The following is an 11,546-nucleotide window of genomic DNA, read 5'->3' as shown; positions in this document are numbered from 1 at the left end:
GCGCGCCGTGTCCTCCGGACACATGACGCGCCGTCACTACCGTGACGGAATGATGTAACGCCACTCCGTGGCTCTTGGCTGGCTACGAGGAGGGGGCCGGTACAACTCTCGGCCGTGAGCGGTGTCTCCGGGGCTGGCCTCTTGGTGCCGCATCTGCGGCCTTCGGGTGGCTCTGTCCTTGAAACTCGGGTCTTACATGGCTCTGACCTGGGCTTTTCTGCTGTTCCTTGGGGTCTTGCTTGCTCCGGTCGGGGGCTCGCTCCGGGCCGGCGGTTCCTTCGGTACACATCCTCCGGGCGCCTTCCTTGTTGTGTACCGGGCTTCAGTATGTCACGGCCGCCGCTGCGTTACAAGTCACTTGCCGGGGAATCTGTGACTCTGAGTCAGCTACGGCCTTGGCCAACTGGTCTGAACCACTCGGACAATTCTAGCGGCCAAAACAGGGCTTGTACAGGTGGTGGAGCTGTTTTCTGTAACGCTCCTGATTGGCGGTCAGCTGTACCCGGCTGAAGTCCTCACCTATCCTACGGGATTTCTCGCCGAAGATGGGAAGTTGTACCGGACTATCTCGGTCTGAGGGTGTATCAGAATCGTGCGTCAGAGAATCCTGCCTGATGCCCCGTCTCTGTTTCGAGTTGTACCGGGGATTCATGCGGTGGCGTCCTCCGAGAACTGTACCGGTAATTCGCCGGAAAAGGACGGGTGCCCGGAGTGCGGCCTCGGTGCCGCTGGCGGCGGTCCGGTCGGCTCCCTGGTCGACCTGGTGGAGCTCAGGCCCGGCGCAGCGCAGCGGGGCGGGCGGGGCCGGCTGCTGGTGGGTTACCTCGGGGTGGTCCGGCTCGTTGGTGTGGGTGTGAGCGGCGAGGCGGCCCCGGTGGACGGCGGCACGATGTACGTCGTCGATGTCGGCAGTGAGCCGTTGCGGCCGCTGGGGATGCAGGCGTGGGCGGTCGAGGGCGGGCGGGCGCAGGTGGTGTTCGCGGCCTCGCACCGGGTGGAGACGTTCGGGTCGGTCGGCGGCCGCGGGCCGGATCCGCACCTGGCCGGGCTGGCGTCCGGTGGGTGGGCGCGGTTCGACGACTTCGAGGGCTGGGCGGAGCCGGCGGCCGGCTGGTCGGCCGTCCTGGACGTGGCCGGCGACGTCCTGACTGTGACCGGCCGAGGCGGCGTCTGCTTCTACGAGGGCGGCCTGAACAGCTCGCGGGCCTGGCGCAGCACCGCCCGCCGGTACGGCGTCTTCTTCGCCCTGGCCGGCGGTATCACCGGGCCGTGGGACATCGCGGAGGCGCAGCTGCGGGGGGAGATGTACGCGTTGCTGTGTCCGGTGGTGCTGGTCTGAGCTGGGGCGGGGCGCAACTGCGGCCTGGTGGGGCGGGTGGGCTGCTGGGTGGGGGTGGTCAGGCGCCGAGGGCGACGAAGGCGACGTAGGTGTAGGCGCCCCAGTCGGAGTCGAGGTCGGCGATGATGTCGTCCCAGATCTCTCCGAGTTTGTCGAGGTCGCCGGCGATCATGGCGTCGACGGCGTCGTCCCAGACGTAGCGGACCTGCAGGGTGCGGATGCGGAGGTTGTCGCGGCGGCGGCTGGGGATGACGGGTGCTTGGTTGATGGGGGTGATCTCGACCCGGGTGCCCTTGCCGTTGTTGTTCAGGTGCTGCTTGAAGGCGCCGGGGTTGTTGAGGATGTTGGCCGCGCGAAGGTTCCAGTAGGCGGTGTCGATGGCGGCCAGGTTGGCGGGGAGGGGGTTCTGGGTGCCCTTGGTCCAGGCGCTGATGGTCTTGGGGTGGGCGGTGATGCCGGCGTCGGCCATGGCCTGGGCGCCGCCTTGGGTGGTGGTGAGGTAGTTCATGCGGGCCTTCAGGCCGCGGCGGGTGGTGACGGGGGATTTGATGCCGCCGTGGAGGATCATGCGCTCCAGGGCGTCTTCGAGGGCGCGGCCGAGGGCGATTTTCCCGTGGACGTTTCCGGGGTCGCCAGCGGCGCCGTATTTTCCGAAATTCTTCCATCCGTCGGTCGACATCAGGCGGCCTTCGCGTCGATGGTGTACTGGTTCTTGAGTTTGAGTTGCTTGGTGAGGCGGCCTTCTTCGAAGATTCCGCCCTTGTCCTTGCGCCATTCTCCGCCGGTGATGTGGAGTTCGTCGGTGCCGCGGAGTTTGACGATGGTGAGGCCGTGCTCGTGGGCGCGGTGAGCCTTGTACCAGAGGTTGGCGAATGCCTGGCTGCGGATGATGTGCATCCAGTCGGGTCGGCGGAGGTCTCGGTTGAATGAGGATTCTCCGATGGTGGAGACGAATTTGGCGTAGATCGCCTTGACGTATTTCTCGGTGACGTCGTCGTCTTCGAGGATGGCGTTCTCGCGGGCGATGGTGAGGACGCGGCGGAACTTCTCGGTGATGTTTTCGGAGGCGCCGGAGGTCCAGGACTGGGTGATGTTCGGGGCGTCGCAGAGGTCGAGCTTGTGGCAGCGGATCAGGAGGCGGATGGTGGCGTCGTCCAAGAGGATCGGGCCGGGCTCGCGGCGGTTGCCGATCGGGTCGGGCAGGTGCGGGTGTTCCCAGGTGGGGCGCTGGGGCAGGAGGTAGATGCCGGAGCGCTTGGGGTGGAAGCCGCCGTCTGGGTCGTGCTGCAGGGCGCCGATGGGCAGGTGGGTCTTCAGGGCGCTGCAGTAGGCGGCGTTGGTGTCGAGGACGTCGACGGCGATGCTGGCGAGGGTGCCGGCCTTGACCTGGTCCAGGAGGGGGCCGTTCTCCCACTTGTGGCGGCCTTCCCAAATGTCGTCGGCTCCGTCGCGGGTTTTCTTGCTGAGGAATTCGAGGCGTTCCGGGTAGACGGTGTGTTCGTAATTTCCGCCGACGCGGGTTGCTTCGAAGAGGGCCATTCCGTTTGGAATTGCCAGCTTCTCCAGGGCGGCGATGGCGGCCTCGGTGTCGCCGCCGTGCTCCTGGAGGGTCTGGTCGACGACCGCGCTGATCATGTCGAGGAAGTAGCTGTGGTCCCGGCCCGCGTAGCCGCCGCCCGGGGTGCGGGCGGGCCGGGAGGCGGCAATACGCGCCGCGGGGCCCTGGGCGGGGCGCAGCGGGTGGGCGGGGGGTTGGTCGGGCGTCAGGTTGGCCAGGGTGTCCAGGGCGGCCGCGGTGGCCGGGGTGACCTCGGCATCGGGTCCGGGGGCGGTCTGGGGCGCAGCGGCGGTGTCCTGGGCGGGGTGGCCGGGGACGGCGACGGTGGGCCAGGCGGAGGCCTGTGTAGGCGCCTCCGGCGCTGTGGTGGGTGGGTTGGTGGGCGCCTCCGGCGCCCGGTGGGCGTAGGGGGTGAAGGGGGTGGGGTCGGTGAGGCGGGCGTGGGTGCGGTCGGCGGTGAGGGTGAGGGTGGCCTGGGTGCCGAGGTCGCGTTCGGCGATGGTGGTGAGGAGTTGGGTGGTGGGGGCGTCGGGGTGGGGGTGGAGGGTGAGGGTGGTGTCGAGGCCGAGGGCGGTGACCAGGTCGGGGTGGTCGGTGTCGAGGATGGCCAGGACCGGGACGTGGTGGGTGCGGGCGAGGTGGGCCAGGGCTTGGGCGGCGTCGGTGAGGCGGGGGCCGGAGAGCGGGAGGCGGGGGTCGTCGAGGGCCTGGAGGCGGTCGACGACGACCAGGGCCAGGCCGGGCTGGCCGGTGGTGTGGGTGAGGTCGGCGGCGAGGTCGGCGGCGGTCTCGGCGATGGCGTCGGGGGTGAGGTCGGTGCCGTCGTCGATGTAGAGGCGGGCGGCGGCGAGCTCGCTGTGGAGGGTGGCGGCGTCGGCCTGTTCGGCGGGGGTGAGGCGGCCGGTGCGCAGGCGGCGGTAGTCGACGGGCAGGTGGGCGGCGACGATCCGGGCGGCGACGTCGGCGCGGGTGAGGCCGGAGGCGGCGTAGAGGACGGGGAGGTGGTGGTCGAGGGCGGTGGTGCGGGCGGCGGCGATGGCGAGGAGGCTGCCGCCGGCGCCGGGGGCGGCGGCGGCGAGGTAGAAGCGGCCGGGCTGGAGGCCGCCGAGGGCGTCGTCGAGGGTGCGGATGCCGGTGGACAGGGCGCGCGGGCCGGCCGGGGTGTGGGTGTCCGGGTCGGGGGTCTGGGGGGTGAGGACGGTGGTGAGGGCGTCGGCGAGGGGGGCGAGGCGGCGCGGCGGCCGCGGGGCGGTGGGCACCGCGGTGGCCGGCTGGCCGGCCGGCGGGGCCGCGGCTGCGGGGTTCTGCAGGATGGGCTCGTCGGCGGCCGGCACGGGCGGGCTCGAGGTGGCCGTACCGGCGTCGACGTCCTGGCCGGGCGCAGCTGCGGCGGGGGTGTCGGCTGCGGCGGGCTCGACCGGGTCGGGGGTCGGCTGGCCGGCGGCCAGTGGCAGCAGGGCGTCCGGGTCAGCCAAGGGCAGGACGTCGGCGGGATCGACCAGCGGCAGCGGCGCGGCCGGGTCGGCGGTGGCGGTGTCGGCCGGGGTGGGGAACAAGATGTCGCCCGGTGCATCAACTCCACTGCTGGGCTGGGTTGTTGATGCCCGGCGGGTGGTGTTGGCCGGGGTGTGCGGGTTGTCCGGGGTCGGAGTGGTCGACGACGCGGGCGTGCTCGGGTCGACCGCTGCGGGCGCCGGGGCGGGGGCCGGCTGGCCGCCGGGAGCGGCCGGGGCGGCGTCTGGGGTGGGCGTTACAACTGCGGTGCTGTGTGCGGTCGTTGCCGCCGCGCCGGGTGTGCCGGGGGTGGGGTGGCCGGTGGGCGCGAGCGGGGTGCCGTCGGGGGCGGCGGGGAGCAGCACGGCGAGGGGGGTGACGTGGCGGCGCAGGACCTGGGGGTGGCCGGTGGCGGCGGCCTGGATGAGGTCGCCGAGCCTTTTGCGGGCGTCGGCGGTGCCGTGGGCGGTGGCGGTGTTCAGGTCCCAGCCCAGGGCGGTGGCGGTGGTGGGGGCGGTGAGCAGGGCGTGGTGGGTGCCGCGGGTCAGGGGGGTGGAGGTGCCCTGGCCGGCGGCGCTGATCAGCTGGGGGAGGGTGCTGCGGGCGTGGTGCAGCGTGTTCGGGCTCTGGGCCAGGACCAGGGCGACGGCCGGGGTGGGTGCGGCAGGGGCGTCACCGGCCGGGGCGGGGCGCAGCGGGGCGGTCTCCGGCACGGTGGCGGTGCCGGCCGCCGGAGCGGGCGCCGGGCCGGTGGCGGGGGCGTCGGCCGCGGTAGGCGGGGCTGGCGCGGCGGCCGCCTGCGGGGCCGGAGTCGGGGTCGGGGTCGGGGTCGGGGTCGGGGTCGGGGTCGGGGTCGGGGTCGGGGTGGGCATGGTGGTGGACTTCCTGAAGGGGTCGGCGGCGGGGGCCGGCTCGGCCGTGGCCCGGCCGGCTGCCGGGGCCGGGCGGGGAGCAGCACGGTTGGCGGCGGGCGCGGCGGCCGGAGCGGTGGGGGTGGGGGCCGGAGCGGTGGGGGTGGGGGTGGGGGTCAGGCGGTGGTGGTTGGCCGCGGACTTCAGGCTCGCCAGCTTGGGGCGGTTCAGGACGGTGTGGAGGTGGTCGTCGGCGATGAGGATCAGGGGGAAGCGTTCCGGTCCTCCGGGTGCCCACAGGCGGTAGAGCGTCAGCAGCGCGGCGGTGGCCAGCTGGTGGGCGTCGGGCACGACCACCAGGCGGGCGGCGCGGTCGAGCGCGGCGGCGACGAGCTCCAGTGCGGCTGAGTGCTCACGGGGCTGCGGCCGGCGGTGGTCCAGGCCGAGAGCGGTGTACAGGGCGTGGATCAGGGCGGCTTCGTCGGTGCCGCGGGGGTGGATCCAGGCGGCGGACCCGGGCAGGTGCTGGGTGGCCGCGGTGACCGCCGTGGCCGTGGTGTCGGCGGGGCCGGTGATGCACAGCAGGGTGCGGTGCTCGACCGTGGAGCGCAGGTCGTGGAGGAGGCTGGCGGTGTCCGGGCCGGCGGCCACGGGCTCGGGCTCGGCGGCCGCGGCGGTGTCGCCGTCCGGGGCCGGGGTGGAGCGCGGCGGGGCGGCGGTCAGGTGGCGGCGGGTCGCCCTGGCGTAGAGGCCGGTGAGTTCGGGCCGGCCGAGGACGTCGTCGAGGCGGAGGTCGCCGCCCAGGACAAGGGGGAAGGGCGAGCTGGCCCACAGCAGGCCGAGCCAGCGCAGAGCGTCCTCGGGCAGCTCGTGAGCGGCGGGCACGACGACCGGGCGGGGTGAGCGGCGCAGCTCGGCGGTGATCTTGACGACGGCGGTTTCCAGGGTGCGGGGGCGGCGCCGGCCGAGGCCGAGCTGCTGGAACAGCTCGGGGACCACCTGGTCCAGGGCGGTGCCGTGGACGTAGAGGGGCTGGAGGGCGCCGGTGTCGAGGGCGTCCGCGAGGGCTGTGCCGGTGGCGGCCGGGTCCGGGCTGGTGACGACCAGCACCGAGCGGTGTTCGGCGGCCTCGCGCAGGTCCGCGATCAGGTCGCCGTCGGGCGCCGCGGTGCCGGAGGCCGTCCCGGCCGGGCCGGCGGCGGGCGCGGGGGCCGAGGCGGCGGCGGGCGCGGGCTGCTGGACGCGGTGAACGGTGACGTGGGGGTGCAGATCCGCCAGGTCGTGGCGCTTGAGGAGGCCGTCGAGGGTGGTGTCGCCGACCAGCACCAGCGGGAACGGCTTCGGCGACCACAGGCGGTGCAGCAGCAGGAGCGCGGAGGGGCGCAGCCCCAGGGTGGTGGTGACGACGACCAGACGGGGGACGCGCAGCAGCTCGGCGGCGATCAGGGCTTCGGCTTCGTCGAGCCCGGGAAGCCGGCGGCGCTGGCCCAGGCCGAGCCGCGCGTACAGGGTGCGGGTCAAGGAGGAGCGGTCGTGGCCCTGGACCTGCAGGGCCGGCGGGTCGGCGGGCTCGACGAGGTCCTGGGCCTGGGCGAGAGCGGTGGTCGCGGTGGCCGTGTGCGTGCTGGTGACCGCCAGGATCGTCCCCGGCGTCTGGGTGGTGACGCGCAGAAGCTCGGCCAGGTCCCCGACCGACACCGGGGCCGGTGTTCCGGCTGCCGGGCCCGGTTCGGCCGGGGCGGTGCTGCCCGGGGCCGGGGCCGCGCTGGCGGGGGTGGGGAGGGTGACGGCTTCCGGGCTGGGGTCGGGCGCAGCGGCGGCGGCGTCCGGGCCGACGCCGGGGGCGGGCACGGGCGCGGCGTCGGTCTCCGAAGCCGATCCGGGCCCGGCGGCACCCGAACCGGCAGGGCCCGGCCCGGCCGAGGTGGCGTCAACAAGGCTGGAAGGGAAGGGAGTTGCTGCGGCCGGGGCCGCCCGGTGGGAGGCGTCGACGCCCGGGGCCGGAACGGGGCGCAGCGCAGCGGCGGCGAAAGGGGCGGTGTCGTCCGCCGGGGCGGCGGGCGCAGTCCCCACAGCGCTGGAGGGGGCGTCCGGCTCTACCGCCGTGGCGGCAGTGGACACGGCGGGGGTCGGGTCGGCGGCGGTCGCCGGAGCGCCGGCCGGGCCGGCCGGGCCGGCGGGGGCGGCGGGGGCGGACTGGGCCAGTTCCACCCCAGCGGCGAACTCGGCCGCGGCGACCGCGCCCAGCGCGGGCCGCAGGAAGTCCGCCACCAGCTGCTCCAGGGCCTTGTACGCCTGCTCGGCCCGCTGGCTGGCCGGGCCGCCGAACGCGGTACGCGGGGCGGTGAGCAGCACCAGCCAGTGCGCTCCGGTGATCTTGCCCCGGGCGGCGGCACCCAGGGCGGACTTCAGCTTGCGGCCCGCCGGGGTGGCCAGGTGCCCGCGCGCCGGGTTCACCAGCTGGTACGCGGGCATGCCCAGGTTCTGACGCAGCCCCAGCGGGATCGACGCCCACAGCGGGTCTGTCGGGCCGGGCAGGGTGTAGTAGGCCGCCACTCCGGTCTCCGGCTCCCGGCCGGAGACGGCGGCGGTGGCCCGGCCGGAGCGGGCGGGCCGGGAGGAACCACCCCCGCGCGCCGCGCGCGGGGAGGTCTTGGAACGGCCGGCCGGAGCGGGCGCAGCACACGCGACCGCGACCGCCTCGGCGTTCCGGCCCGCCCCGGCGCCGGCGTCCCCTGCGGGAGCCGGCCGGGCGTCACTCGCCGGGACCGGACCAGCAACCAGAACCGAGGCCGGGGCCGGGGCCGGGCCGTCACCAGCCGGGGACGCGTCCGGGGCCGGGCCGGTGACCGCCACGGTGTCCGGGGCGACATCCGGCGCGGGGCCCGGGGCGCTCCCGGCAGCGGAGACCGAACCGGCCGCAACACCAGCAACAGCCCCGGCGGGCACGGGCGCGGCCGGACCGCCCGGCACAGAGTCCGGGGCGGGCACGGGCTCAGGCGTACCGGGCCCGGGAGCGGACGCGGTGTCAGGCCCGACCGGGCCCGGCGGGACCTGGTCCGTACCCCGCGCCGGAACAGCATCACCACGACGGCCACCAGCAGCACCAGCAACGGCAGCGGCGGTGTGGGAGAAACCCGAACGAGAAGACGACACCACGACTCCAGACACAGAAAGAGCACACGAGGAGACAACGACCCGCCCACAACCCGAGGGACGCCCGGAGACGCCCGAGGACGGCCCGCACCGGGGCCGGACCGGAGCCGACGGCACACCGGCCCGGAACAAGCCCGGGAACGGCAACGGACAGGCCCGGCACCGCCCGGCCCGGCGCAGCGGCGGCCGCAACCCCGGACAACCACAACAACCGGACGACCGGACGCCGGACGCCGGACGCCGGACGGCCAGGACGGGCCGGTGACCACCGGCACCACCCGGAACGGCCCGGGGCGCAGCACGGCCCGGACAACAAGCCGACCCACACCCACGGACGGAAGGTGTAACGCTGGGCGTCAGTCTAGCCACACCGGTACAACCCCCGGCACGGAATGTTGTAACGAGAACGAGTGAAAGCACACCCACGAGCGGACGACGGGCGGGGCCCGCCGGCCCGAGCCCGGGGCGGCCGGAGGCGGACGGGCGGGCAGGCCAGGGGCGGACGCGCGGACGGGCGGCGAGGGCCGGGGCGGGCCGCCGGGCCGGGGACCGGCGGGCGGAGGCGGACGGTGAGGGAGAAATCACTCCCCCCGCACCCCAGCGACAGAGGCGGCGGGGAGCGCCCGACAGCGCAGCAGGGACGGGGAACGAGCCGGGACGGGCACGGGTGGGGACGAAAAAAGATCTTGAAAATTATCCGTGCGGTGATCCGGGGTAGGCAACCTACAAGCTGCTGACGGCAGCGGGTGGCACCTACAACCCGGCGCTCCCGCGGAGGACGACGGGCAGCGGCAGGGCGGGCAGAGAGATCACCCCCACCCGGTCGGCGACGACCAGAGAGCCAAAGGCGCCGACAGCGGAGCGGTCGGACGGGGGCGGCCCGGGGCGGAGGCGGCGACGACGGAGAGATCACCCCTGTGACCCGCGCCCGGACACCCAAGAGCATGGACCAGGGACGGGCCAGGGCAACAGGGATGGAGAGATCACTCCCCCGCACATCCCGGCAGAGGCAGAACGCGAGGACTAAGAAGAAGTTGCTTAACTCTATGCGTTGCTATATTGTGGTGACCACGAGGTCGGGGTGCCGGCCACCACCACGAGGAGCCCGCGATGCACATCGACACCCTGGCCCGCTTCACCCCGCTGCCCGTGACCCTGCCCCTGGCCTTCGGAACCCAGGTGCTGGCGAGTGTGGCGTTCATGGACGGCTCACCGGAGCTCCTCGCCGCATCCGCTGCCGTGAGCGGGACCGTGGGCACCCTGATGCTCGCGATCGTCCCAACCTTCGACAGCACGTTGGAGGCGCTCAAGCCGAATGTGACAAAGGCGGGCCTCACCCAGCTCGGCATTGCCTGCGCCATGGCGGCACGCCTGTTCATCTGACCCTCGCGACCGCCTGGGCACCCCGATCTCTCACACCAAACCGTCACCCACAAGGGGCCGATCATGGAACACACCACCAAGCAGTACCGCATAGCCCGGACCTCCGTGGAGTCATTCCGGAGGTTGTTCGCGGAGCTCAAGTTGTGGGAGAGGTTGGCCGAGTGCACGGAGGTTCGGGCTCACTCCCGGAGCGTCTTCGTGATCAAGGCCACTACCGTCGGGCACGATGCCCTTCGGGAAGCCATGGGCCGCACGACGATGACGGCCGCCCACTGAAGCTGATCACCCACAGATTCATAGTTGCTTAACTCTACGAATCTGTGTAAAGTAGAAATCACAAGGGGCCGGGAACGGCATCCCGGCCCCACTCAACGCAGGAGGACAACGAACATGACCGCTCAGACCTTCACCACCGTGACCGGCGCCACCTACTCGGCCGAGAGCATCGTCGGCGAGAACGGTGAGGTGACCTACACGGTCAAGCGGATCGTGCAGGAGGGCGTCATCTCAGTGGGGTCCTTCGTGATCCACCCCGACTACAACGCCGAGTCCACGGTGCCGGGTCTGGTGAACGTCCAGTTCGGCGCGGGCTCGGCCGAGGACCGGCACCAGCGCACCGACGTTCCGGCCCTTGGAAGTGCCAGCACCCCGTTCGTGGTCGGGCACAAGAAGGTGAACCCGCTGGACATCACGGCCACCTCGCCGATCATCTGGCTCCACAACCTGGCCGGTGCTCAGTACGCCACCGGCGTCAACGCGGTGGACGTCTCCGGTCGAACCGCGCTGCGCACCGCTGACCTGGTGACGGCCCTGGTGGTCGAGTGGATGAAGCGCGACGATCTCGCCGAGCTGACCGCCAAGTACGCCGAGTTCATCAAGTCGGAAACCCCCTGGACCGAGCAGCACGCCAAGGCGAAGGCCGACAAGATCGACAAGCTCAAGCTCGACCTCCTGTCGATCGGCGAGCGGATCGTCGACCTGACCAAGCAGCGCGACGAGCTGCCCGAGAACGGGATGACCAGCCCGGACGTCACCCCGGACATGGCTCCCGCCGCACAGCTCACCGGCGCGATCGCCGCGCTGAACCTCAAGCGCGCGGACCTGGCGGACGAGCTGAGCGCGCTGACCAAGGCGTGACACCCCCCGGGGTGCGCTCATGGGCGCACCCCGGGGCCTCCCGGCCCGGCCAATCACGCCACACCCTGAAAGGAGTATGACCATGAGCGACTCGCTCTCCCCCGAGACACCCGACGGCGTGGCCGACGCCGTAGCGTTCATCACCTCCGCAGCAAGCACGCTGATCGCCCAGAAGTGGGGCGTACGACCGCCCATGGTCCATAAGGCGCTCAGCACTCCCGAAGCAGTCGCCGTCACCACTACGCGCTACCTCCTGGCCCTCGGGGCCGGGAAGTCCCCCGCAGAAGCCGCAGGGCACGTGGGCCGCTCCCTGCTGGCCGACGCCAACCAGCGCGCCGCGTAGCGCCCGCCCCCGCCCCCGCCTCCCGCCCCGCTCACAACGTGAGCGGGGCACGCTGCTTTCTCCCACCGCTCCCGGCTCCCGGCTCCCGGCTCCCGGCTCCCGGCTCCCGGCTCCCGGACGATCTCGCCCGTGCCACGCACCAAATGGACCGCCAACGTCACCCGGCCTTGCCGTCCGACCTACCCGCTCTGCTCGCCATGGTTCGCCCTAAGCCACCTACCGGTCATGTCCTCCGTCCGTCTGCTCAGTTCTGCCGTTCCAACTCCGCTGTTCCTCTGCCCGTCG

7 protein-coding genes are annotated in these 11,546 nt (G+C 73.0%); 5 read left to right on the top strand and 2 right to left on the bottom strand.

Features of this window, described 5'->3' with window-relative positions:
* The first annotated feature begins 853 nt into the window (after positions 1–853).
* Positions 854–1,339 carry a hypothetical protein gene (locus ACZ6K0_RS31720; protein ID WP_469235334.1) on the top strand — a complete coding sequence of 162 codons (486 nt, stop codon included), beginning with the start codon at positions 854–856 and terminating at the stop codon, positions 1,337–1,339.
* Between the two features lie 58 nt (positions 1,340–1,397).
* On the opposite strand, the gene ACZ6K0_RS31715 is transcribed toward ACZ6K0_RS31720, so the two are convergent.
* Together ACZ6K0_RS31715 and ACZ6K0_RS31710 are read right to left on the bottom strand one after the other, a co-directional pair.
* Positions 1,398–2,018, bottom strand: a complete 621-nt coding sequence (locus ACZ6K0_RS31715) for a hypothetical protein (RefSeq protein WP_469235332.1) — start codon at positions 2,016–2,018, stop codon at positions 1,398–1,400.
* On the bottom strand, positions 2,018–8,233 hold the full coding sequence (locus ACZ6K0_RS31710; protein WP_469235330.1) for a DnaB-like helicase C-terminal domain-containing protein: 6,216 nt from the start codon (positions 8,231–8,233) through the stop codon (positions 2,018–2,020). Before ACZ6K0_RS31710 ends, ACZ6K0_RS31715 begins: the two co-directional genes overlap by 1 nt.
* Before the next feature lie 1,275 nt (positions 8,234–9,508).
* On the opposite strand from ACZ6K0_RS31710, the gene ACZ6K0_RS31705 reads away from it, so the two are divergent.
* The 4 genes from ACZ6K0_RS31705 (at position 9,509) to ACZ6K0_RS31690 (ending at position 11,261) form a co-directional block, all read left to right on the top strand.
* Positions 9,509–9,781, top strand: a complete 273-nt coding sequence (locus ACZ6K0_RS31705; protein ID WP_469236250.1) for a hypothetical protein — start codon at positions 9,509–9,511, stop codon at positions 9,779–9,781.
* Positions 9,782–9,844: 63 nt separating this feature from the next.
* Positions 9,845–10,057, top strand: a complete 213-nt coding sequence (locus ACZ6K0_RS31700) for a hypothetical protein (RefSeq protein WP_469236249.1) — start codon at positions 9,845–9,847, stop codon at positions 10,055–10,057.
* A 114-nt stretch (positions 10,058–10,171) separates the two neighbouring features.
* Entirely contained in the window at positions 10,172–10,918 is a 747-nt protein-coding gene (locus ACZ6K0_RS31695; RefSeq protein ID WP_469236248.1) for a hypothetical protein, read from the top strand.
* Between the two features lie 82 nt (positions 10,919–11,000).
* Positions 11,001–11,261, top strand: coding sequence for a hypothetical protein (locus tag ACZ6K0_RS31690; protein WP_327378639.1), 261 nt, complete (start codon positions 11,001–11,003; stop codon positions 11,259–11,261).
* Positions 11,262–11,546: the final 285 nt, after the last annotated feature.

The sequence above is a fragment of the Streptomyces sp. NPDC042346 genome, from assembly GCF_055581845.1.
This window is presented reverse-complemented; position numbering and strand designations above follow the sequence as displayed.

What these genes read in the sequence shown, in the direction of transcription:
- ACZ6K0_RS31715 (WP_469235332.1), bottom strand. Translation starts at nt 2,018, where the DNA reads ATGTCGACCGACGGATGGAAGAATTTCGGAAAATACGGCGCCGCTGGC.
- ACZ6K0_RS31690 (WP_327378639.1), top strand. Translation starts at nt 11,001, where the DNA reads ATGAGCGACTCGCTCTCCCCCGAGACACCCGACGGCGTGGCCGACGCC.
- ACZ6K0_RS31705 (WP_469236250.1), top strand. Translation starts at nt 9,509, where the DNA reads ATGCACATCGACACCCTGGCCCGCTTCACCCCGCTGCCCGTGACCCTG.
- ACZ6K0_RS31695 (WP_469236248.1), top strand. Translation starts at nt 10,172, where the DNA reads ATGACCGCTCAGACCTTCACCACCGTGACCGGCGCCACCTACTCGGCC.
- ACZ6K0_RS31700 (WP_469236249.1), top strand. Translation starts at nt 9,845, where the DNA reads ATGGAACACACCACCAAGCAGTACCGCATAGCCCGGACCTCCGTGGAG.